Source organism: Paenibacillus sp. E222 (genome assembly GCF_013401555.1).
Classification (GTDB): domain Bacteria; phylum Bacillota; class Bacilli; order Paenibacillales; family Paenibacillaceae; genus Paenibacillus.
Window position 1 is genome coordinate 3,104,590 of the sequence record NZ_CP058552.1, and the last position, 24,045, is coordinate 3,128,634.

Sequence of the window (24,045 nt, forward strand, 5' to 3'; positions counted from 1 at the left end):
AATGATAAGCTGAAACTGCTTTGTCATTATTCAGTGTTTAGGTTTTTTTTTAACCTTCATTACACATAAAAGGAGCAAAACACAATGGATAAACAACAATTGTCCAAGGATATTCTGAAGCTTGTTGGTGGCGAAGAGAACATCGATCAAGTCACACACTGTATGACAAGACTCCGGTTTAACCTGAATGACAACAAAAAAGCGGACAAAGCGACGCTGAAAAATACACCTGGCGTTATGGGCGTTATGGAGAATGGCGGACAGTTCCAGGTCATTATCGGGAACGATGTGCCTGTTGTGTATAATGCACTGGTAGGCAACATGTCCAAATCCCCTGATGCCAAACCAGCTGCTTCAAGTGGAACAAGTAAAAAGAAAAATCCGCTGAGTGCTGTATTTGACTTCATCTCAGGCGTGTTTACACCAATCCTACCAGCAATTACCGGTGCGGGGATGCTTAAAGGTATTGTGGCATTGCTCCTGACCTTTGGCTGGATCGATGCTACAAGTTCTACGTATATCATTCTGTCGGCAATCGGTGACGGTGCGTTTTACTTCCTGCCGATCATTCTCGGGATTAGTACCGCTCGTAAACTCGGCAGCAACATGTACATCGGTGCGGCAATTGGTGCATCGGTTATGCACCCGACCATTACAGCCTTGCTTGCACCAGGAGAAAATGTATCGTTCATCGGTTTACCGGTTGTAGCAGCGACCTATGCGTCCTCGGTTATCCCGATTCTGATTGCGATCTGGCTAGCCTCTTACGTGGAAAAAGCCATCGACAAGGTTACACATGCTTCACTTAAATTGATCGTTGTACCAACAGTTACACTGCTTATCATTGTTCCAGTAATGATGATTGCTGTAGGACCGCTTGGTGTTATTATCGGTAACGGTTTAACAGATGGTATTAACTGGTTGTTCAACAACGCTGGTTTGTTTGCAGGTTTGCTTGTGGGCGGTGCATTCTCGCTCCTGATTATTACAGGTATGCACTATGCACTGGTTCCAATCATGATCGGTTCCATTGCAACATTGGGATATGATTACCTGATTCCGCTTATGATGATGGCAAACTTTGCACAAGCAGGTAGTGCTCTGGGTGTTTCTTTAAAATCCAAGAACAAACAAATCAAGTCCCTGTCTGCATCAACGGGTGTTACTGCGCTTATGGGAATTACAGAACCGGCAATGTACGGGGTTAACATGCGCTTCAAGAAACCATTTGTCGCAGCCCTAATCGGTGCAGCAATTAGTGGAGCGTTCGTTAGTTTCTTCCAAACCAAAGCTTATGTCATCGGTGGTCTGGCAGGTCTTTCCGGGATTCCGATGATTATTGGTCCGACATTTGTATACGCTCTGATCGGGATTGCCATTGCTGTTGTAGTTTCAGCAATTCTGACGTACATTCTTGGATTCGAAGATGTTCCTGAAGCAGTACCATCTGCTGAACCTACAACACCAGCAGCAACGACTTCTGCTTCCGCAGTAACTGCTGTTGAAGAAACTAAAGCATTGGATCAAGACGTATTCAGCCCAATTACTGGTGAAGTTAAACCATTGAGCGAAGTTCCAGACCCTGCATTCTCCGAAGAGATTATGGGTAAAGGGTTTGCGATTCAGCCGTCGGAAGGCCGTGTGGTTTCTCCAATTAACGGTACAGTATTCTCGCTGTCGAAGAGTGGACACGCTATCGGTTTGGTAAGTGACAATGGCGCTGAGATGCTCATTCATATCGGGATTGATACCGTGAAACTGAAAGGTCAATTCTTCTCGCCTAAAGTTCAAGCAGGAGCGAAGGTTGCCGTTGGTGATGTGCTGATGGAATTCGACCGGGAAGAAATCGAAAAAGCCGGTTACACAACGATTACACCGGTCATCATTACGAACATGCATCAATATCATTCAATTGAGTCTGCCGGACGTACAACGATTAAGGAAAAAGAATTGTTGTTTACGGCAAAAGCTTAACGAACGTCAAAAAGCAGCAGTCTTTCCGGATGGAATTATTCCGGCAAGGCTGCTGCTTTTTAGTATATGGGCGATATTCTTCATGGTCGATGTCTGCTGGACACTAAAGCGAGCGAGAAGGCAGCAGCTCCTGAACCAATTGCACAAAGTGCTGCGCGGGCTTGGACAGGTGACGATTGCGATGCCACACAAGCGCAGAATCTACGGTGGATTGCGCATCTTGAATACGATAGACATGAAAAGGATGCTCATGATAAAGCTGAAGAACCGTATGAGGCACGATGGAGCTTGCAAAACCGAGTCGTACAAGTTCCAGCAACATGTTAATATCCGAGCATTCGCCAGCAATGGAAGGATTCACGTGATGCTCACGGAATTTCTGTAATATCAGTTCGAACATCCCGAGTCCTTCAGTGCTAGGAAGCAAGAGAGGGATATCGGTCAGCTTTTGAAAATAAATCCCGCGCTCATCCGCTGACTTCAGCGGTGTGGAGGAAATATAGAAGAGAGCTTCCTGCGGTAGATGCAGCACTTCATATTGCTCTGTTTTGACAGGCATCCGTACACAGGCAAGCTCGATTTTGCCTTCACCCAAGAGCTGGCAGAGCTGTGCAGATTCATTTTGTTGAATTTTATACGTCACCTGAGGGTGTGTTGTCCGAAACTGCTGGAGCGCCTGCGGGATCAAACGATCTGAAATCGTATTAATGCCAAGAGACAGCTTGCCCCGAATGCCAAACCTGAAGCTCTGCATCTCCATGACAGCTTCCTCCATGTATTTGGTCATTGTGACCGCATAATCATAGAAGCTTCGACCCGCCTGTGTCAGCTCCATGCTGCGTCCTTTGCGTTCAAACAAAGCTACGCCGAGCTCGTCTTCCATCAGCTTGAGCTGTTGGCTTAGAGGAGGCTGAGCCATGTGTAATCTGCGCGCTGCTGCCGTGATCTGTCTCTCCTCGGCAATCGCGATGAAATAGCGACATTGTTTGATATCCACGTGTGTTCTCCTTATTCGCAGCGATATGTTTTTCATATGGAAAACCAACAAAACATGTATTTTCAATATACTATTATCCTATGTTAACATACATAAGGTTTAAACACTTCAAATCACACATGTAGATTATGATGTATCGAATATATGCCGTGAGGATGACGAAGAATTGGAGGGTGAAGGTGCGATGCTGAAAACAATACATGCAGCTGCTGAAGCTGGACATACGGATGATGTGCTGCGGTTTATCGCACAAGGAACCAGAGTGAATGACCGGGATGCGCGAGGACGGACACCTCTGATGGCCGCGGTATATGGCAACAAGCCAGAGACGGCAAGTACACTTATTGAAGCGGGAGCGGATGTGAACATCCAGGATCAACGACTGGACAACATGCTGCTGTATGCCAGTGCGGAAGGTTTGCGTGAAATGGTTGAACTGGCTATAAAAGCAGGTGCTGATACCCGGATTACGAATCGCTTTGGTGGCACAGCTCTGATTCCTGCTTCAGATCGAGGTCATGTCGATATTGTGGAGATCCTTCTGAAAGACACGGATGTGGATGTGAACCATATCAACAATCTGGGCTGGACAGCTTTGCTGGAAGCGGTCATTCTGGGGGATGGCGGCACTCGCCATCAGCAGATCGTAGCATTGCTTTTGCAATATGGTGCCGATCCTTCTATTGCGGACCGGGACGGCGTTACAGCACTTGCGCATGCCCGGAGGCATCATTATATAGAAATGGAGCGAATGTTAACTCAATCATGAACAGACATCAAGAGCAATCTTTGCAAAATAATATCAAGGGTGCGTCATCGCTTGCATTGGCAGGCATTCAGTGGTTCTTCTTCCTGTTTACCAACACTGTGGTAGTGCCGTTATCCATCGGACATAATTTTCAGCTTTCACCGGAGGCCATTGCTGCGTCGATGCAGCATGCCTTTTTGCTTACTGGGGCTGTGTGTATATTACAGGCGTTCTTTGGACATCGTTATGCCGTGATGGATGGTCCCTCAGGATTATGGTGGGGACTGACACTAAGCTTAACGGCCTCGGCTTCATCAGCAGGCATGAGTTTGGAACGTATCGGGGGAGGATTGGCTGCAGGTTTTCTGTTAGCGGGTCTGACAATGATGATCCTTGGCGGACTTGGAGCTGCGCATGTGCTTCAGAAGCTGTTCACACCAATGGTCAAGAGTGCGATGTTATTCCTGATGACGATTCAATTGACCATGAATTTCTTCAAAGGCATGATTGGATACACCGAGTTTGGCACATTCAACCTGCCTGTAGCGGCGTTGTCCGTTGCTATAGCGTTTCTTGTGGCCTTAATCCAGCTTAAGGGAAAAGGCAAGCTCGGCAACTACTCCATCCTGATTGGCATCGTGACGGGGTGGATTGCCTATAGTTTTGTGTTTCCTGGACAACATGCAGGAGCATCCGGTCAACAGGATTTAAACCTGTTTTCCTGGTTTCCGTGGGGGACGCCGAAGTGGGAGCCGGGTATTGTTATCACAGCTTTTTTTGTCGGGCTGGTGAATATGACGAACTCCATCACCACGTTAAGCTCCGTCGAAAAAATATATGAAGTACAAACGACCAGCCAACAATATAAACGATCGTACATGCTCACAGGATTGTTCACCATGTTATCTGCATGTGTAGGTGTGCTGCCGTTCGGATTATTTGCTTCTTCAATCGGATTCCTGGAGAGCACCCGTATTCTGAAACGGGCTGCGTTTGTTGTTGGAGCAGGCATGTTATGTATGTTGGGACTTACACCTTCCGTGACAGCCTTTTTCGCACAAATCCCTCCAAGTGTAGGGAGTGCCGTGCTATTTGTAGCCTATTTGCAAATGTTTGGTACAGCTCTAAGAACACTCGAAGGCACCACCTTTAATTCCAAAACAATCTATCGTGTGGCACTTCCGGTTCTTACAGGTGTTGCTGTAATGAACATCCCTGCTGAAGCGTTTCATGCTCTGCCCATGTATCTCATTCCGATCATTAGCAATGGACTCGTCATTGGAGTTGTGGTGTCACTTTTGCTCGAAATCACAGTGGATTGGTCCAAAATGGACAATACAACTAATACAACTACTGCTACCAAAGCAGCCTGAATATCTAAAATATTGGAACAGTCCGGTACATCGGGCTGTTTTTTTGTTGGGTTGGTAGCTCTCCCGGTTACTTCACCATAATTTTGCCTTGCCCCGCAAGCATTCTCATTTCTCTGGATAAACGCTCATGATTGCCTTGCTGGATCTCCAGCTGTACCCCGTAGTGCCATTGGTTATTCTCTTCTTTGCCCCAACGCAGCGTTCCTTCCAAATACAAGGGGTCTTCAAAAAGCAGCAAGTTCATGCCGATTCGGATGTTATTGGACTCCACATGCAGATTTAACGGGAAAGAAAGCTGACAGCCGGATCGGCTGATATCGCATAATTCCGCTTGAATGGGTTTGGGTGGTGCAGAGGCGCCGTTAATGCTGAGTATAAAAATTTCAAACGTTATTGGTTCTTTTAAAGTATAGCGAAAAGGTTCTCTTCTAAGGTTGATAGCCATGGTTTCCTCCACAAAATCAAAAAAAGTCAGTTATGATTATATCGTCATTTTTGCTAAAAAAATGAAGAGATTAAGCTGTTTTCTAACACCTTCAGTTTTCACATATATAACATGAACCTAGTTAGCTCTTGAATGCCTTTAACCAGTGTGCCGGGCTTGATATAATGGTTGGATATGGTTCTGATTTTTCACCTGGATCAGAATGGGAAGGAGCGGATTAGGTTGCGTCAATTTTCTTCGGAATTTCAGGAAAAAATTAATCGATTGGGAACCGGAAATGTTCAACAAACAGTTGAACAACTGCGTGAAGTGGGCATGTCCAGGGTCTATGCAGCAATTCCGGCCATAATACGGATGATGGATAATCGTCATTCAGCCATTATTCAAGCAGCGGAGCAGGCGGTCGCCACTTTGCTTGCAGTGTGTCCTCTTACGGAACTGGTTTGGTTGAATGAACATGTAAGGGAATGGCGTCCTTCTCCACTGGAATGGAAGAAGTCTGTCGAACGAGAAATGCGTACCATGGATCTAGCGAGTGCTACCCGACTTTCTGTGTTGACGATGCATTGGAGTGGATACATTAGAGAGGCAGCGGTTCGAAAAATGATCGAGAACGATCAACCGTATACCTTTCCTTATTTGCTGCTTCGTTTAAATGATTGGGTGCCCGAAATCCGTGATTTGGCCAAATTGGCACTCGAGCGCAAGCGCAAGCCCGAATATGCTAAGCTATGGATGGAAAATATCATATTGGTGGAACGACTTCGAATCTGTGGCCGGGATTTGTTCGAGGAGTGGATTGAATCTATTCATAACTTGCTGCGTCAAAAGGAATGCAGGTATGTCATTCATTCGGCAAGGGTATCACCGGATGCCTATATTCGTCGCCTGGCGTTTCGCATCTCGATTGAAGAAAATGGAACAGATAACGGCATGATTATAGAGCAGGCACTGCGTGACGACGATCCATCCATCCGTAGGTGGGCGGCGTGGCAGGTGGATGGTATATTGTCAGGACAGAATCTGAAAGAAGCGCTTCTTCGCATGCAACAGGACAGTATACCTTCAATCCGCCGGGAAAGTCTGGCGTCTTTGGCTACCATGTTTCCTGAGGATGCGAAAGAGATTATAGCTGATCGGCTGTTGGACCCGGACCTCTCGGTAAGGGATACAGCTCGAAGGCACGGGAAGCAATGGATGAAGGGGAGTTATGCGGCGTGGTACCTTGATATGATCTGGAGTGAGGAGCGAGGCCACCTCGCTGCTGCTATTGCCGGTCTTGGAGAGACAGGGGAAAAGGCAGACGCTGAGGTTGTGTTTGATTATGCGCAGCACTCAGTAGTTGCGGTAAGGAAGGCTGTCATAAGAGGACTGACGCGGCTAAACCCTTCTTCCTACGGTCCTTATTTTATAAATATGCTGCAAGATCCTCAACCAGGTATTTCGCGTGAAGCCTGCCGAGCATTGAGGCGTCATCCTCATCTCATTCCTCCAGATGAAGTCGCAGAGCTGTTGGGGGATAAAGCTGCCAAGCCTCATGTAATCCGAAATGTGCTACGTATCATTTCTGTTATGGATAGATGGACTCAACTCGGTCTCCTACTTCGACTGCTACCAACAGCCCAACCTGAATGGGTGAAGCACACGCTTCTTCGTCAATTACACAACTGGGTTGAATTCCCAAATCGCAGTTATGGCATTAGATTGACCATTGTACAGCTGGAGCGCCTTCATCAATATTTGGAATGGTGTCGACCTGAACTGGACAACGACCTGATCCGTCGGCTGGAGTGGCTTATACAATGAATGTAATCAATCTTAAGATTTATCCCTAATAGAGTTCAAAAATTGAACGATATCGTCCAAATAGTGTGCGTCCATAAGCTTTCGTGGAGAGAACAAGGCGGTTGCATAGGTTTTGAACGTAGAATGCACCAGTGAAGAGGGCAGCATCGAATGATCTGCATCCGGTAGTTTGGTTACACTGAGCAGTGACTGTGGAATCATCTGACGATACACACGTTCTGTCTCTTGAACATCGACATTTATATCTCTACCTCCAAGCACAAGATGAACAGGGCTATGAAACGAAGCTAGCCCATCTGTGGCATCCGATTCCACATTGTTGACGATAAACGTCCAGCGCTCCTTGGAAATGAGCTGCTCCTTATTAGCCATGTGCAGGTATTCATCATAGGTGGCCTTGTTTCGAATCAGCTGCAGAACCTGGTCATTATAGAGCTGTCTTGCAGTGATCTCTTCCCTGGTATATTCTTCCTGGAGCATTTCTTGCCGGGTGTTGTATCTGCCCTGTGTAATCCAGTTGATGGCGGGGGAAACCAAAATGCTAAATGCAATACCCGCATCTTGTTTCACGACGTATGGAATGACCCATCCAGCCTGGCTGGCACCCCACAAACCAATTCGATCTTGATCAATAGAGGCTTCTTTTCTGGCCCATTCAAGGGCGGTTAAGACATCCTGTGCACGATCCTCCATGGTTTGGTCAAGCCAGTTCCCCGAGGAACCACCAATACCAGGTTTATCCAACGAGAGGGAGGCATATCCCGCCATGGCAAGCTTTTCCCACAAAGGTCGGTATCCACCGTCATAACTGGCATTAATTGGACCATCTCCATGTACAAAAACGACAAGGCCAACCTTATCTGAATGATGTTTGGGCAGTGCGAGTATACCCGTTAATTGTCCATGTGCGGTTGGAATGGAGATGCGTGTTTCTTTCATGTTGAATGTGTTCTGAACGAGCACCCAAGACACAATGAACAGAATGATGATCAGCGCAGTGATCAGCCATCTGAAAAGTGGGAGTGTGAATAATCTTAATCTAGGGGATAAATGTTTGAACAATGGAATACCTCCTCGATGTCTGAGATAGGGCTGATCATGAAAATCCATTCGGGTTCACGGAACAGGAATTTTCTGAAAGGGCTGGTATGTGATGATTTCCCTCTGAAGTTCATTTGATTATAAAGATGAATGGCTGGCGTGTTTTTGCTGGATACATGCAAAGATATATATTCACAATGAAGACGTTGTTTTGCGAATTTTTGAGCTGTAATCAGCAGCTGTCTGGCAATTCCACGCTTTCGGTGACTTGTGGCTACAGCCAGATGCTCAATGTAACATTCCTGTGGACCCGGCTTATAGTCCAAGGCAATCATCCCGACCATAAATGTGAAGACATTGCGTAGTCCGTATTGCTTGCAAAGCTTACGGAATGGAATTTGGTGGATCTCTTTTTTTATATGTAGTTTTTTTTTGAGGTACCATTTCAGGTATAGAACCCCCACAACCTGATTTCCATCCATAGCAATGAACTGCCTACTGGATAGTGAGTTTCCCTGCTCAACCCATATAGCGCCAAGCAAGTCAACTATCTCTGTTGGGGCGAGCGGCACAAGAGCCTCAAACTTGGCTGCAAAAGAATGGACTATTAACGTTCGGACAGCCAGTTGATGTTGATTGTGATCATCATAGTCAACAATTTGAATCGGAGTCGTGAGGTTCATGATTGGTTCCTTTCTTTCACTTCAGGGTGAGTGACCTCAATTCTGGCCTGGATCTCATAGTGTAATTGATCAGTTCCTAACATGGAGAGATAGGACTTTTCAATTAAAATTATTGGGTCTACCAGCACATAAGCAGCTTGAAATGCGTGTTCGTTAAGGTGATGAATTTCCTGGGCAATATTTTCTTCGGATGTCACTGTGAAGGATCTGGTTAGATACAAACCTTTTTCCACAAAAGAATCGCTGATAGCATTAGAAGACGGTACACAGACAGCAACCTGATCTGAGCTATACAGGTAGTGAAAATCAGTTTCAAACAATGCATGTTGTTCCGTACGATGCTGATACAGTGCACGGGCATGCAAAGATTCGTTTGGTTGGATGGTGATCCAAGTGGTGAAGTGCCGAACGGGAATTTCCTTCATCACATATATGGGTATACGCTGATCCTGCTGTGATTGGCTGATCCATTCCTGCTGCTCCTGCAATATGCTCTGAATAAATTGCTTCATATGGATCAACGAATCAATCTGTGATTGTACATCTTGAAGCGAATCGGTTAATAATCCGTAATAGTCATCTGCGGAATAGGAGAGCAGGCACTCTTTGATTTGCTGAACAGGGACATTCAGCTTACGCAATAAAAGGATGTGAGAAAGCTGGTAGATCTCATCCATTCCATACATACGGTAGTGGTTGGTATCCACATATGCCGGGAAAAGTATCTTTTTTTCCTCAAAATATCGAATTTGATGGACTGAAACATGCATTAATTTGGATAGTTCGCGAATTGTGATGTAGTTGTTCATCGTGCTCACTCCTGTCTGATTTGATGGAATAGGTTCACTATAAACCTTAGGTCTGACCTAAGGTCAAGCTGTTTATTTTGAATAAGGAAGTGAGATATAGAATGAACGGGAAATTTCAGTTCTTCACGGATACGGCAGCATTGTGCCTGTATGATCTGGCGGCGCTAAAACATCGTGTTGAAGATACACCGGACTGGTGGTCTATTGCAGAGGATGAACTGACTGAGGTAAATGCAGGCAACTGTTTGTTTCTGAACCTGGGTGAAGATGGACAGTATGAGGTGACATGGAGTCTGGATGATGCGGGGAAGGAACTGGAGACTGCACAGGTATACCATTTACGTGTCCCTTCCGGTAACGTGTATCTGGGAGCTGCCGATGATGTCAGTGGGGGTGAGTTGGAGCCGGATGAGTCATGTGGCGGTGTATTGCTCCAGTTGAAACCTGGAAATTATGCATGTACGGTAACGAAGGAAGACAACCAAATTTCGATTAACATCACACCCAGTCTGCAAAGCGAAAATAGTTTGAATGACTTGATCCGGATCTAATATTATGGGTACGCAATGGAAGGAGGCATATGGAAATGGAAATGTACAAGGCCCAGTTGGAACGCATACAGGGAAAGTTGAACAAACTTCAGACTCTGGACCCGGAGCGGAATCTGTTTGGGGCAGAGAATCATCAATATGATATGGCTCCGGTATGGACATTGGATGAGATTAAGGCATTTGAACAGAAATGGAAGATAGAGCTGCCTGAAGAGTATCAAGCTTTTCTGCTTGGGGTTGGCAGTGGTGGAACAGGTCCCTATTATGGGCTGGAAAAGCCTGAAAACGGCATATATTTGGTGATGGATTATGAGGATGAGTTGAATGCGATTTCCGAGCCGTTCCCACATGTGGAATCCTGGAATTGGGATGTTGACTGGTACGACGACAGCAAGGAAGAGGACGAGTGGGCAGCGCTTGAACATGAGTATTATGATCCGAAATGGTCGGCAGGGATGCTGCGAATCAGTGATTTTGGATGTGGCGTGTCACTTAATCTGATTGTGAAGGGATTGTCCTACGGAGAGATCTGGACCGATGATCGAGCGAACAGTAATGGGATTTATCCGGATCATTATATGGGCAACACGGAGCGGCTGGGTTTTCTGGACTGGTATGAATTGTGGCTGGACCGCTCGATCAATGACTTGAATGGGGAAGATTAGTGGTTTTTAGCTAACTTTTAGATGGAAGGAGGTACCCTGATGGGCTGGGAATATGGCATCAGAACAACAAATCCTGTCATTTTACCTCGGATTGTGAAGCGACTGGCGGACTCCTTAACCTTCTCCGACTTGTATAAGCTGGAGCATTATGAAGATGGGTTTGCGTTGCTACAGGAGGATTCGTCCTGGCCTGAAGCTCTACAAGTCTCGATTGAAGTGGCATCGGGAATGGATGAGATTGTGGAGGGAGAGTTGTACATCTATTGTCTGTTCCATACTTGGGGTGACATCGCAGCAAACTGGCTAAGGCAGATGGAAGCAGCTGCGAATCAGGAAGACACTGAGCTGGAATGGTTTGAACTTTAAATAATGATGCGGAAATCCATACAAGAGCTTCCTCCTCAGGATTAGGCGGGGCTTCTTTGTGATGGAAAATAAATAAAAAACGGTTTGGCTTGTTCATCCGTCTTAAACCACAGAAAGAGAGAAGGAGGGGATTGCGGGGTGGAAACCAAAGCCGAGATGAAAAAGATGCTGTTTGTACAGAGCGAAGACGAGACGGCATTTGTCCAATCCATCATGGAGCATCAGGACACGCTGATCTCCATTGCCTACAGTTACCTGCGTAATCGTCATGATGCGCTCGAAGCCGTACAGGAGATGACATGCCGGGCCTGGATCAAGCGTCGCTCTCTGAAAAATGAGAAGGCGTTCAAATCGTGGATTATTCGTATTCTGATCTACGTGTGCATTGATGAACAAAGACGTCGCAAACGGGCCACACCACTGCCAAGCGAAGGGTTGGAAGAGGCGATATCCGAGTCTGGCAGTGCAGAATGCAGCGACAACAGACTTGCGATGTGGACCATGCTTGAGAAAATCAAACCTAAATACCGCCATGTATTACTGCTGAAATACTATAATGACATGACGTCGATTGAGATTGCCTCCATTCTTGGCAAACCGGAGGGCACCATCAAGACCTGGCAGCATAAAGGGTTGGAACTGTTACGGAAACAGATGAAGAACAGGGGGGATTGGCATGACAACTAGTCCGGAGGAACAGGCACTTTTCGCAGATGCTTCCCAGGCTAAGCTGGAGAGACAGCAATTGAATCCGGCGGACACGGCCTTTGCCATTCAGCGAGGTCTGGCAAAGGCAAGAACTCGGCGAATGACAGGTCATGTGCAATTAAAGTGGATTACGGCGGTGCTCGTAACAGCTCTAGCAGCCGGTTGGCTGCTGATGGGTCCACTTGGCGCTTCTACACCACAACAGGCAATGTACAGCCAGCCCGCACAGAATTGGGGAGTTCTTGAACCTTTTCGGGAGTTGGCTGGAAAAGAGGTAGACGGAAACACGATTTCATCCGCAATTAACAATGGTTATGTACAGCTCGTGAATCGTTCTGTGAAATCAGGAATATATCAGTTAACCGTCAATGCAGTGATGGCGGATGAAAACAAGATGATCGTATTGTACACAGCCCAGACGGATGCTTCCCAGGAGATATATTCAGTTCCCAAAACGAATGTGGTCAATGGCATGACGAACCAATCGCTTGGCTATAGCGGTATAAGCAGCCTGTACACCCCAAATGGAAAGTATACACTTTACGGACGCAGCACCGTTGAAATGGATGGGAATACACCGCTTCCTGATCAAGTGAAGTTCGATTTTCGCATTTCATCTGTAGTTCCTGATCTGTTGGCTGACACGAATAAGGTTAAAAAAGATCCCAAATACCAATTCTCGAAACCGATGGAAGTGAGCTTCGATCTGGACCCTAAATTTTCGGTACCCAAGACAGAAAAGATCAAACTTAATCAGTTATTTACGATTGGGGGTCATGAGGTATTGTTATCTGAAGCAGAGGTATCACCACTTATGACACGGGTAAGATTTATCTATGAACCTAATCAAAAAATTGATTATAAAACTAAACTCTCCGTCAGTGATGTGGTTAACCCTATCGAGATTGTATCCACGACCAAGGACGGGCAGAAGACCAAATTGTCCGGTGTATCAGGTAATGGGACGGAAGATGGGATGATCTATTCCTTTAGTAGTAATCTGCTGGATGGCCCACAATCTCTGGTATTAAAACTTCGCGGTGAACCCGGCAAAGTTTACGATGATTGGCAGGAAGCCGAGAAACATATGCTGGAACTGAGAATCAAATAGGATTCAGAAGAAGGGCGATACAAATTCATGGTTTTTGCAGATGACTTTGTGTCGTCCTTTCATTTTTCTTATACGGGGACTGCTGTTGCAAAAAAATAAAAATAATGGTTAAATTGCAATTTTTGTATTGTCACATCCGATGTTACACGATATAATCTACTTGTCTTGCAGGATAAAATTATAAAGGATGGTGAAATTTTGAAGAAATTTTCGATTCTTTTACTTGCTGTAACACTGTTATTGTTGACAGTCTCCACGGTCTCTACGGCACCCGCTACATATGGTGCGGCCAGTTATCCCAACACAGGCACGAATGGTTTAACGGGTTTTGCCGGTAACGCCAAAAATGAGAGTGGTGTATCTAAATCAGCCACGACAGGTGGCAAGAACGGTCAGGTTGTCTACGTCAGCAATCTGAATGATTTGCGAACGCATATGGCAGGCTCAACTGCCAAGATTGTAGTTATTGAACAAAATATTTCTTCTTCTACGTTGCAAAAAGTCGAATTTGGATCGAACAAAACGTTGGTCGGTTCCTTTGATAAACACACGCTGACAAACATTCATTTCAGATCGACGTCCAGCTCAAGCAATGTTATTTTTCAGAACCTGACTTTTGAACACGCTTCCAATATTAATGCTAACGACGATATCCAGATGTATATTACTTCAGGCTCCAACTACTGGATCGATCACGTGACGTTCTCCGGCCATAGCTACAGCTCAAGCGGTAGTGATCTGGACAAGCTGCTGTACATTGGGGATCGCGCAGATTATATTACGATCAGCAATTCCAAATTTGCAAACCACAAATACGGAATTATTCTCGGATATCCGAATGATGGCAACAGCAGCTATAATGGTGTACCTCATGTAACTATGGCTAATAATTATTTTGAAAATCTGTATGTACGTGGTCCTGGTCTCATGAGATACGGTTATTTCCATATCAAAAACAATTACGCCAACAACTTTAACCAGGCGATCACCATTGGAGAGAAAGCTCGTATTTATTCCGAAAACAATTATTTCGGTGCTGGTGCTGAAAAAGGCGGTATTCTGGATGATAAAGGAAACGGGGAATTTACGGATACAGGCAGTACACCTGCTTTAAGCAGTCCGTCTTCTCCAAAAACGAACTGGAGACCAAGCTCCAACTACAGCTATGAAGTGCAGACAGCCAGTTATGCCCGCGAGTTTGTCACCAAGTATGCAGGTTCGTCTAACAACACACTTGTGTTCGGGAAATGAAAGGTAGCTGATCTCCTTCTGGAATAACAGATTAGAAGTCATGGCCCCCAATGATGATGTGGATTGAATAGATTAGCATGTAAAAGCCCGTATCCCTGATGCGGGTTTTTACTATGTTTTTACTATGGAGAAAACCAAATAAAATCCCTGAAATATTAGTACATATTATATTCCTTCATATATTAAAAATTTATAATAAAAATCCGATATACATTAAGTGTGTTTTCATGTTTATGAAGACCTAATGTACTATAACAAAGCCCTAGGATTTTGCGATTCGTTCATAAGCAAGGACCATAGACTGATAAAAGATAGTACAGAAAATGTTTCGCCATGGTATTTAATTGATAAAAAGGACGGGAAATTCATGAATCGTTATGATGAAATCATCTGGAAAAGGAACAAGCTGATCTGTATCATCCTGTGGGTTATTGTTGCCATCGGTTTTGGTATGGCCTTTCTGGAACCCAAGCTGCTCGTTTCGAATGGGGTAGCTATTTTATTCGCGGGTTGGGTAACCTACGCAAACATCAAAAAGAAATATATCCATGTGATCCCGTGGCTTTGTACGCTCCTGATTACGGTCTGTGGAGTTTATGCAGGCTGGGGAAGTGTTAACATCACTTTAAGTCTGGTTATCACTTCAGTGTTATTGCTCTATCCTGACAAGAAACTGTTCACAACCGGATTTCTCGTTCTGCTTGCCATTAGTATTCTTCAGGTTGTTCTGGTGGAGACAAAGAGCTCCGAGGAATTTATTGGCCATATTGTTGATGTAGGATTGTTTGCACTTACCGGAGCTATTCTGATGATGGTTTCCCAGTTAAATCAAAGACTCTTTTGGGATAGCGAAGCCCGTTGGCAAGAGGTGGAGCATTCCAAAATGAGAGTGGAAACCATGCTTGTAAGGGTCAAAGAATCTGTAGAGGGGCTATCTCGTTATACGGACCAACTGAAGCAAAAAGTAACCGACACCGGCTCCATTACCCATGAAGTGACGCTTGGATTCAGCGAGGTGGCCAAAGGGGTCGAATTCCAGGCCACCAGTGTGGCTGAAATTTCAGAGTCCTTGTCCTTGTCGGATCAGCATATACGCGATGTAGCTTCCTACTCGCATCAGATGAAAGAACTGTCTGCGAGCATGGCAACGAGCACGGAAACAGGCAGTACACAGATGGAGCAACTGAATGTCCAGATGCAGGAGCTGTATGAAACGATTGATACCACAGCCAGCGATATGAGCAAGTTTAACGAGGAAAGTGAGTCCATGTCTCTAATGCTGAACAGCATCTCGGATATTGCAAATCAGACGAATCTGCTTGCGCTTAATGCAGCGATTGAAGCAGCCCGTGCAGGAGAGCATGGACGTGGGTTTGCAGTCGTATCGGAAGAAGTTCGCAAGCTGGCGGAACACTCCGGTCAATCGGCTAATGATATTGCAGTCATTTTGTTCCGTTTGAGAGGACAGACTCAGGCGTTGACGGATCGATTCGAACGCATTCGCCTCGCTTTGCAAGCAGGGAAAGACAGTGTTGAAACGGCAGAAGAGGTTTTCCGTATGATCAACAGCAATTCGCAGCAAGTATTGAATCAGGCCGCAGATATCGAGAGCAGTTCAGTCACCATGAGAGAATCTTCTACAAAAGTGGTTAATGAGGTTTCGGAAATTTCAAGTGTGACCCAGCAATCGAGTGCTGCAACGGAAGAAATTCTTGCCAGTATGGAAGAACAGCGCAATCTGACCCAGAAGATGGTGGACAGCTTCGGAGAATTAGAGCAACTGATTGTGGACCTGAGCGATTTGGTATCGGACAAGAACGAGATACGTTCTACAACTGATACGTTGTAAAATAAAGCAGGGCCGAAGCTGGATTACTGCATCGGAGTCATCTGATTACACCAATTTATATTCGAAGTTCAGTTACTGAGCCTGTCTCCAACCATGATGTGGGGCAGGCTTGGTTGTTTTTTTTGGATGGGATGATCTATCTCTGGCTGTTAACAACGAAATCATTGTGGATGTTCATCCAGGCCCACTATAATGGGAGGAATAGGAATACATAAAAACGTTGGAGAGAACGAGATTCTTTACTTACATAAGGAGGCAGAACGATATTTATCAATGAAGCGCCAATATTATCTCGTGGGGGAGCAGAACGTGAAGATTGGAATAACGGAACAAAAGCAGGCGAGATGCGACCAGACAGATGAATCGATGAATGAAAATTACGGTAGTCGCGTTCGCTTCTATGATCGGAACTCGCTTGAAGATATGGACTGGCCTAACACCGGGGACGGCAGATATGCAAGAGCATATTTGGAACCCCTGATGCTGCAAGGGACGCGGGGCTTCATGATAAATGTAAGCACAAACCTGCTTATCGCACGGATCGACGATCTTGTGCTTCCGTTGACGGTAAATGAGGCAGAGTATGAAAATTCTTACGTTTGTTCGCCTTATACGCATTATGTACGGTATGCCAAGCAGGAGTTGATACTGCTTCAGAAACCATTACTGGAAAAAGGGCTCTCCGCGCTGCTGAGTGTAGTGGGGTGGGGAATGCGGCATTCACAAATAAACAAGGTTGTACATGTCAACAACTGGCTGTTCTCAACAAACCTGTATCCAGCCATGTCAGGAGAGCAGGCGGTTTGTCTGCTTGCAGCAGTAAAGGAGCGTTATCCTGAGCATGCCGTCGTATTTCGCTCCTTGTGCCCCGGGCTTCACTCTGATCTGACGGAAGAGCTGAAGCAAGCAGGTTGTCAACTGATTCCGAGCCGTCAAATCTATTTGTACCAGCCGAATGATCCGAATTTTGGTAATGCGAAGTCGCGCTGGCTGCTGAAGCGGGATTACGAATTATTGGCCAAGCACGGATATGAATTCGTTTCCGAAGCGAATCTGACGGAGGAAGATATTCCACGAATTGCGGAGCTGTACAAGCTGCTATACCTTGAAAAATACTCTTATGATAATCCGCAATTCAGTGAACAGTTCATCGCCACAGCAAAAGCTTCTGGAGCGCTGGCCCTGTATGGTCTGCGGAAGGAAGGACGCTTAGATGCGGTTATGGGATACTTCTGTCGAAATGGGGTGATGACAACGCCGTTGTTCGGTTACGATACGGCGCTACCCCAATCCATCGGGCTGTACCGCATGCTGTCAGCTTGCCTGATTAGACAGGCCCGTGAGAACGGCCATCTGTTGCATGAGAGTGCTGGTGCTGCGCAGTTCAAGCGCAACCGTGGGGCTGTGCCCAATTTCGAGTATTCCGCTGTGTATGAGCGCCATCTGCCAATGAGCAGACGTTGGTGCTGGCTGCTGCTTGAACGGCTTTTGAATCGCATGGGTGTACCGCTAATGCGTCGGATGAAGCTGTAAACTTGTACAACAGCACGCTGACGCCGTACTATGTGGGGTGTACGTGTAGGTTTGACTCCACACACAACAGGTCAGTCATCCTGAAACGTACACTTATTTGGAACCGCTCCCCACATGCTCGAGCCTTAATCATGCATGTTCGGCCAACTGCACTTCGAAGCCATCTGGGTCGGTAATGTAAATAAACCGCAGATGCGGATTGGGCTGGACGGGGCCTCGTGCAATCGGGATGCCTAATGTAGCGAGCTGCTCCATGGCTTCGTCCAGTGACCTTACCTCATAGCCAATTGAAACGCCGGCCTCTGGCTTGAGAGTGGTTTCGCTGCCCTCAATCAGTTCCAGCTTCGTTTCATTTTCTGGGCCCAGCATGGCAATCTGCCGTCCACGGCTTTCGAATCTGCACTGAATCGGCAGCCCGAGCATGTCGTGGTAGAAGCAGAGCGATGCTTCCAGATCGCGTACCCGCAGTGTGATCCAGTTTAGTCTGATCAACATAGGTGAACCTCTCCTTTATGGCGTCAATATTCATAAACGTTATACTTATTATACGATAAGCCTGTGCATGGGCCTACCATACACGTTACCTTTGTATATAGAAGTTGGACTTAAAAGTGAAATCGAAAAACTGCCCAAGAATATTCTTGGGCAGTTTAGTTAAGAGTGCCGTTCAATGAGCAGGCACTTTTTTTATTGAATCAGCTCAATCGCATCCTGTGACACAAAGGCTTCTACGCCATTGTAGACAATAACGCCATCCAGGGTTGTTTTTTTACCATTCACGAGCGCGATATTTGTGTAGATTTGCAGTTCAAGCTTGGTGCTGCCTTTTGTTACGAGGATCTTTGGATTTTTGGCATCTGTCAGATCCAGCTTGTACGTTGCTCCTTTGGCAGTAAAAGCCTGTTTCGCAGGCACAAACAATTGTTTGCTAACGCTATCGAGGTCAAGGTCCAGCACACGTGCCATGTATTTGGCTACATCCGTGTTGTCGATAACACCGAAAGGACGATCATTATTCGGAGCGTACGTATATAGCACAACATCTCCGCCCGTGTGACCGCCAGTGGTCCAGCCGATGCCGGAACGTTTGCTGATCATCGGTCCAACCGTATAATTGAGGCTGCCAGGACTGGCCGCTTTAATGGCAGCGATTTCCTCGGAAGTCAGGTCGGTAATGCCATAGTATTGCTTCATCACAGCTTTGATATTAGTTCGTTTGGCATTCAGCTTGGTTTCCAAACCTTCGCCTGTCAGCTTGGCCTTTTTCAGAGGTCCGATAAATGTGGACAACGGTTCTTTATCATAAGTGCCTGTAGTTGAGGCATTGCCGATAGTCAATCCACCGTTCTGGTGGTCCGTAACAGCGACAACAACGGTTTCTTGATCTTTTTTGGCAAAATCCGTGGCTACTTTGACGGCATCGTCGAACGCCAGCACATCACTGATAATGCCGATTGGATCGTTGGCATGTGCTGCCCAGTCGACCTTGCTGCCCTCAACCATCAGGAAGAAACCATCTTCATCTTTGGAAAGAACCTCGATCGCTTTAGTTGTCATCTCGGCGAGGCTTGGCTGTTTAGCTGGATCACGATCCATATTGTAAGCCATGCCTGCCGGGGCAAACATGCCCCACAGCTTGCCTGAAGTGGAAGCTTTCATCGCTGCCGGAGTAGTCACATAGTCGTAGCCCAGTGCCTTGATGGATGAGACCAGGTTTTCGCCATCTTTGCGTCCGGCAGGCTCCAAATAGCTGCTTCCTCCGCCAAGAACAACGTCCATACCGTTATAGACCTGCTGTTTGCTCAGTGCATCATAGTTTTTGCGATCCGGATAGTGGGCCGAGAAGTCAGCCGGTGTGGCGTGCATAATTTCAGATGTCGCAATGATGCCAGTTGCTTTGCCTGCCAGTCTGGATGCTTCCAGGATAGAAGCGACCGGTTTTTTGGCATCTCCCGGTGCGATGGCTTTTTGTCCAGGCATCGTTGCTTTATCAGGCAGTACTCCGACATACCCTGTATGTGATTTATGACCTGTAGCAAAGGCTGTTCCCGCAGGGGCCGAGTCCGCAATCGGCGCATCCGCAGAGTGTGTACGAACCATGCCACTAGCCATGGAGTCCAATGTAAGAGAGGAACCCTTGTACCAACGGGCCAGAGCGGTGGCATCGTTAGCCATACCGTCAGGAATGAGTATGATGACATTTTTGATTGGTGAACCAGAAGTTGTTGAGATGGTGTCTTCCCCAGCCCAAGCTGCACTACTGCCTCCCAGCGTAGCCGTAACAATCGTCGTTACCGCGAGCATCATTTTGGCCGCACGGGTATTGAATCGGTTTAACATGAACACATCCTCCTAATAATATGTATAGTTTGGTATCCAAAACCCAGTGTATACAATGAATGATAAGTGAGCGTATGCACTGGATTAACTAAATGTAAAGTTTACGATTAGGGAGAAGGAATCGAATCAAAAAATGAAGATGAGTAAGGTTGGAACCGTTCTGTATATATTAATGTTTACACTGGTTGTTTATGGAGAGGTTTACAGCGGAACTTCAGTTCGGTATGATTTTTGTATTGAAATATGTGTCTGAAGAAGCGGTGTGTGGACAAGGAGGTGTGCGAATGTATTACCGTATCGGAATTGTTGGGCCGAAGCCGTCCATCGAGCGCACCATGCGTGCTTTGCACGAGCAGAATCTGGGGGCGAGCTTTGAGCTATACCCGTATGAACACGCCAGGGAAACGGGGAACATTATTACCAGGAACCGAGAGAATGTACACGGGTGGGTGTTTACGGGTCCGATTCCCTATCTGACAGCCCAAGCCGTGTTGCATGAAAAAGAACATGCCATCTACTGTCCGCCTACAGGGGCCAGTTTATATAAAGCTATGCTCCAAGCCGTTTATACATTGGACAGCCCCGTGAAAGACATCTCTATTGATATGACTGACAATGAGAGCTGGGGGCTGATAGACAGCCTGGAAGAGCTGAATTTCTCGGAGGAGCAGTTACGCAAATACGTGTTTTCCATAGACTATGATGTACAGGAAATGATCGAATTCCACGTTCGTCACTGGCAGGAAGGGCACACCAAGGCAGCGATTACATGCCTGTATGCAGTATATGAAGGACTTTTCGAGAGAGGGGTTCCAGTCTTCAAAATCGACTCGACCAAGTTAGAGACGGTGCAGGCCGTTCGCATGCTGATTGAACAGATTCGCAGCTCCGCATTCAAGGACAGTCAGATCGGTGTGCTTATGATCGAGATCGATCGGCTGCATGAGGCAGGAGAACAATCCACTGAGCGTTACCCGCTGCAACATTTGGAGTTGAAGATCAAGCTACGTATATGATCGTTGGCAGCGAACTACCTGCCCCACATCACCACCCGGAATTCGATATCGATGAAGCGGTATTGGCTTCGGCCGTGGAACTGCTGGAAAGATTGGCACGAACGTTGGATTAATTGAGCTTCATTCAAAAGAGCCATACATGTAGGGATCACTTCCTAGTCATGGGTGGCTCTTTACTTTGGGTCCCTAGGGGAGTTCATAATGAGTATGATTAAAAAAAAATATTGCTAGCGCTTTCATTTCGTGCTAACATCTCCATAACAACAGGGTTGTAACCGATCTCTCGGGCAATACCTGTACCGGTTCATTCGTTTATGATTTCATTATCAAACTATTGATTGCGTTTACAACTGAAAAATGGATCTAACCTCATTAATCCTCAGGGTTGTTACTGATTGCAGGCAAAACCTGGATTGAGGGCAGAAGACCGCGTTAAGCGACGTCTGTTTGCCTTTGATTCAGGTTTTTTTATATAAAAAACGCCTGACTCATTCCATCACACACTATTAGACAGCGAGGAGATTTAAGACATGAAAACTATCAAACGTACGATCGCCGTAGCAACCATTCTGGGTTTATGTGTATCAGGTCTGCCTGCGTATGCGGCCGGAATGTCAGGTTCCGCTTCTTCCACAGCCATGGACAAACTGATTCAATCCCAGCTGATTCGTGGCAATGGTCAGGGCGTTAATGAAGCCTATCTGAACAAAAAGGCAACCCGTATACAGGCTGCTGTGCTCTACTTGCGTCTGTCAGGTTTGGAACAGGAGGCACTCGCCTACAACGGTACGGATACGTATGAAGATGCTGCACAAGCAGGCAAGCTGCTGCAACCGGTGGTTGGGTATTTGAAGTTGCATCCGTATCTGTCTGGAATTGCAGCAGGAAGCGAACGTTTTGAACCCAATGCACCGTTGACAACGGAAGGATATGCCGAAATGCTGCTGAAGGTACTTGGATATGAGGCAGGTACAGACTACAATCAAGGAGAAGCTTCCACTTATGCATCCGTTAAGGGGGTGAAGGCGCTTCAAGGTAAGGGTACGAGCGAACTTACCAATCGCCAGATGGCGGAGGCAACCGCACAGGCATTGCAGGCACACCTCAAGAATGGCAGCGAGACCTTGGAGCAGCACTGGATGAAACATAAACAGGTTCAGGCATTCAAACCTCAAACGTTGCAGCAGACGAAATATGGCGCCATTGATGGCATAACCTATGAACAATACGGTACGCTCGGCTGGCTTGGTGTTCCTTATGCCGCACCTCCGGTAGGTGAACTGCGCTGGAAAGCTCCGCGTGAAGCGGAGGCATGGACGGAAACCAGACCAGCGAAACAATTTGCTGCGAACAGCTTGCAGTTATCCGGTAAAAATACAGCAGGAAGCGAGGATTCGCTGTACCTCAACATCTGGCGTCCCGATACAACCAGCTCGAAACTTCCGGTGATGGTGTTTCTGCACGGCGGCGGGAATATGACCGGATCAGGCAAGGATTTTCAGGGTGAACAGCTTGCGCGTAAAACGAACAGCATCATCATTTCCGTGAACTACAGACTTGGAGCACTTGGATTCTTTCAAAACGCGGCGCTGAAAACCGGCAATGCCCTGGATGATTCCGGCAACTACGGTTTGCTGGATGCATTCCGTGCATTGCAGTGGGTACAGGATAATATCGAAGGTTTCGGCGGAGACAGGGGCAATGTGACTTTGGCCGGACAATCTGCAGGAGCCCGTGATGTTCTCGCAACCCTCATATCTCCACTCAGCAAAGGGCTATACCAGAAAGCCGTCGCCTTCAGTGGAGGCTTGACCACAGCAGCACCGGAAGATGGAGAGAAGAGGTCCGAGAATGCGCTCGTAAAATTGCTCGTGGCAGAGGGCAAAGCGACTACGGATGAAGAAGCCAAAACATGGATTGCTGAACAATCTCAGGTACAGCTGGAGACCTATCTGCGCGAGTTGCCTGCGGACAAGCTGGTCACTGCATTCGGTGCCACGGCGATCCGTATGGAGCCGTTCCCTCACCTGTTCCGTGATGGTACAGTCATTCCAAAAGAAGGATTTGACGCCATCAACAGCGGTAATTATGCACAAGTGCCTGTACTGCTGGGCAGTCTGGAAACCGAATTCTCCGGATTTGCCTTTGGTGATCCGAACTTTGTTCCATCGATTGACGATGGAACCCTGTTTACCGATAAGACCAAGGCGGAGCAGTATGCTGCAGCCCTGAAATACGGCAGCGAGGCTTATGCAGGTTTTAATGCAGAGCGTGTAGCTGAACGTTTGACCAGTGAGGAGGGACAACCTCCGGTATATGCTTACCGTTTTGCATGGGGCACACAGCCTGGCGTCATCTCCGAACGGTTGCAAACGTTGCTTGGCGCACCACATGGAGCGGACATGGACTTTTATACAGGGCATGCGGACGGTATAGCAGCCTATTTCCCGGAAGGTTATTTCAGTGAAACGAACAAACCTGGTCGTGAGCAATTGTCTGAAGCCATGGCAGCTTATCTGAAACAGTTTCTGTACACGGGCAACCCGGGTAATGGTGGCTCGACTGAACTGGCGGCATGGACACCTTGGACGAAAGATGCCAAGACTCCGATCATGCGTCTGGATGCGAACAATACCACAGCAGAGATTGGCATGTCCTCACAGTATAACGAAGGCAAGGAAGCGGTAATGGCGAAGATGAAGAAAGAATTGTCTGAAGAAACGTACAAGCTGTTGACGGAAAAAGTATTTGCAGGCCGATTCTTCTGGGAATAAGTCCG

At 46.7% G+C, this 24,045-nt stretch carries 21 protein-coding genes; 14 read left to right on the plus strand and 7 right to left on the minus strand.

Annotated features, from left to right (window positions below; all coding sequences use genetic code 11):
• Positions 1–84: 84 nt before the first annotated feature.
• Entirely contained in the window at positions 85–1,974 is a 1,890-nt protein-coding gene (locus tag HW560_RS13865) for a beta-glucoside-specific PTS transporter subunit IIABC (protein ID WP_179263533.1), read from the plus strand.
• 103 nt (positions 1,975–2,077) lie between these two features.
• On the opposite strand, the gene HW560_RS13870 is transcribed toward HW560_RS13865, so the two are convergent.
• Positions 2,078–2,971, minus strand: a complete 894-nt coding sequence (locus tag HW560_RS13870) for a LysR family transcriptional regulator (protein WP_179263535.1) — start codon at positions 2,969–2,971, stop codon at positions 2,078–2,080.
• 184 nt (positions 2,972–3,155) lie between these two features.
• On the opposite strand from HW560_RS13870, the gene HW560_RS13875 reads away from it, so the two are divergent.
• Together HW560_RS13875 and HW560_RS13880 are read left to right on the plus strand one after the other, a co-directional pair.
• On the plus strand, positions 3,156–3,740 hold the full coding sequence (locus tag HW560_RS13875; RefSeq protein WP_090904004.1) for an ankyrin repeat domain-containing protein: 585 nt from the start codon (positions 3,156–3,158) through the stop codon (positions 3,738–3,740).
• A complete protein-coding gene (locus tag HW560_RS13880; RefSeq protein ID WP_090903748.1) occupies positions 3,737–5,092 on the plus strand; it encodes a uracil/xanthine transporter in 1,356 nt (451 codons plus the stop codon). The genes HW560_RS13875 and HW560_RS13880 overlap by 4 nt, the downstream gene beginning before the upstream one ends.
• 67 nt (positions 5,093–5,159) lie before the next feature.
• Here HW560_RS13880 and HW560_RS13885 read toward each other — a convergent pair whose 3' ends face one another.
• Complete coding sequence (locus tag HW560_RS13885; protein WP_090903747.1) at positions 5,160–5,537, minus strand: PilZ domain-containing protein; 378 nt, start codon at positions 5,535–5,537, stop codon at positions 5,160–5,162.
• A gap of 222 nt (positions 5,538–5,759) precedes the next feature.
• On the opposite strand from HW560_RS13885, the gene HW560_RS13890 reads away from it, so the two are divergent.
• A complete protein-coding gene (locus HW560_RS13890; protein WP_179263537.1) occupies positions 5,760–7,343 on the plus strand; it encodes a HEAT repeat domain-containing protein in 1,584 nt (527 codons plus the stop codon).
• Between the two features lie 12 nt (positions 7,344–7,355).
• Here the strand turns inward: HW560_RS13890 and HW560_RS13895 are convergent, their stop codons facing one another.
• The 3 genes from HW560_RS13895 to HW560_RS13905 are packed head-to-tail and all read right to left on the minus strand — an operon-like array spanning position 7,356 to position 9,876.
• Positions 7,356–8,405, minus strand: a complete 1,050-nt coding sequence (locus HW560_RS13895) for an alpha/beta hydrolase family protein (RefSeq protein WP_257031902.1) — start codon at positions 8,403–8,405, stop codon at positions 7,356–7,358.
• Positions 8,378–9,067: a GNAT family N-acetyltransferase gene (locus HW560_RS13900; protein WP_179263541.1), complete on the minus strand. Its 690-nt coding sequence runs from the start codon at positions 9,065–9,067 to the stop codon at positions 8,378–8,380. The genes HW560_RS13895 and HW560_RS13900 overlap by 28 nt, the downstream gene beginning before the upstream one ends.
• Positions 9,064–9,876 carry a MerR family transcriptional regulator gene (locus HW560_RS13905; protein ID WP_179263543.1) on the minus strand — a complete coding sequence of 271 codons (813 nt, stop codon included), beginning with the start codon at positions 9,874–9,876 and terminating at the stop codon, positions 9,064–9,066. Before HW560_RS13905 ends, HW560_RS13900 begins: the two co-directional genes overlap by 4 nt.
• 101 nt (positions 9,877–9,977) lie before the next feature.
• On the opposite strand from HW560_RS13905, the gene HW560_RS13910 reads away from it, so the two are divergent.
• The 8 genes from HW560_RS13910 to HW560_RS13945 all read left to right on the plus strand — a co-directional run bounded on the left by HW560_RS13910 (position 9,978) and on the right by HW560_RS13945 (position 17,910).
• Entirely contained in the window at positions 9,978–10,427 is a 450-nt protein-coding gene (locus HW560_RS13910; RefSeq protein WP_179263545.1) for a DUF6386 family protein, read from the plus strand.
• Positions 10,428–10,462: 35 nt separating this feature from the next.
• On the plus strand, positions 10,463–11,092 hold the full coding sequence (locus tag HW560_RS13915; RefSeq protein WP_257031903.1) for an SMI1/KNR4 family protein: 630 nt from the start codon (positions 10,463–10,465) through the stop codon (positions 11,090–11,092).
• Positions 11,093–11,131: 39 nt separating this feature from the next.
• Positions 11,132–11,458 carry a hypothetical protein gene (locus HW560_RS13920; RefSeq protein WP_109998890.1) on the plus strand — a complete coding sequence of 109 codons (327 nt, stop codon included), beginning with the start codon at positions 11,132–11,134 and terminating at the stop codon, positions 11,456–11,458.
• A 138-nt stretch (positions 11,459–11,596) separates the two neighbouring features.
• Positions 11,597–12,145: an RNA polymerase sigma factor gene (locus tag HW560_RS13925; RefSeq protein ID WP_244192776.1), complete on the plus strand. Its 549-nt coding sequence runs from the start codon at positions 11,597–11,599 to the stop codon at positions 12,143–12,145.
• Positions 12,135–13,277, plus strand: a complete 1,143-nt coding sequence (locus HW560_RS13930) for a DUF4179 domain-containing protein (RefSeq protein ID WP_090903740.1) — start codon at positions 12,135–12,137, stop codon at positions 13,275–13,277. Before HW560_RS13925 ends, HW560_RS13930 begins: the two co-directional genes overlap by 11 nt.
• A gap of 198 nt (positions 13,278–13,475) precedes the next feature.
• The gene (locus HW560_RS13935) at positions 13,476–14,528 is read left to right on the plus strand and encodes a pectate lyase family protein (protein WP_179263547.1); all 1,053 of its coding nucleotides are present in this window, start codon (positions 13,476–13,478) and stop codon (positions 14,526–14,528) included.
• A gap of 367 nt (positions 14,529–14,895) precedes the next feature.
• Complete coding sequence (locus HW560_RS13940; RefSeq protein ID WP_177185848.1) at positions 14,896–16,377, plus strand: methyl-accepting chemotaxis protein; 1,482 nt, start codon at positions 14,896–14,898, stop codon at positions 16,375–16,377.
• Positions 16,378–16,686: 309 nt separating this feature from the next.
• Positions 16,687–17,910 carry a GNAT family N-acetyltransferase gene (locus tag HW560_RS13945; RefSeq protein ID WP_306459237.1) on the plus strand — a complete coding sequence of 408 codons (1,224 nt, stop codon included), beginning with the start codon at positions 16,687–16,689 and terminating at the stop codon, positions 17,908–17,910.
• 129 nt (positions 17,911–18,039) lie between these two features.
• Here the strand turns inward: HW560_RS13945 and HW560_RS13950 are convergent, their stop codons facing one another.
• Both HW560_RS13950 and HW560_RS13955 read right to left on the minus strand, forming a co-directional pair.
• On the minus strand, positions 18,040–18,405 hold the full coding sequence (locus tag HW560_RS13950; protein WP_179263549.1) for a VOC family protein: 366 nt from the start codon (positions 18,403–18,405) through the stop codon (positions 18,040–18,042).
• Positions 18,406–18,597: 192 nt separating this feature from the next.
• Positions 18,598–20,250, minus strand: coding sequence for an alkaline phosphatase (locus HW560_RS13955; RefSeq protein WP_257031904.1), 1,653 nt, complete (start codon positions 20,248–20,250; stop codon positions 18,598–18,600).
• 284 nt (positions 20,251–20,534) lie between these two features.
• On the opposite strand from HW560_RS13955, the gene HW560_RS13960 reads away from it, so the two are divergent.
• Both HW560_RS13960 and HW560_RS13965 read left to right on the plus strand, forming a co-directional pair.
• Positions 20,535–21,266: a hypothetical protein gene (locus HW560_RS13960; RefSeq protein ID WP_179263551.1), complete on the plus strand. Its 732-nt coding sequence runs from the start codon at positions 20,535–20,537 to the stop codon at positions 21,264–21,266.
• Between the two features lie 530 nt (positions 21,267–21,796).
• On the plus strand, positions 21,797–24,040 hold the full coding sequence (locus HW560_RS13965; protein ID WP_179263553.1) for a carboxylesterase/lipase family protein: 2,244 nt from the start codon (positions 21,797–21,799) through the stop codon (positions 24,038–24,040).
• Positions 24,041–24,045 lie beyond the last annotated feature (5 nt).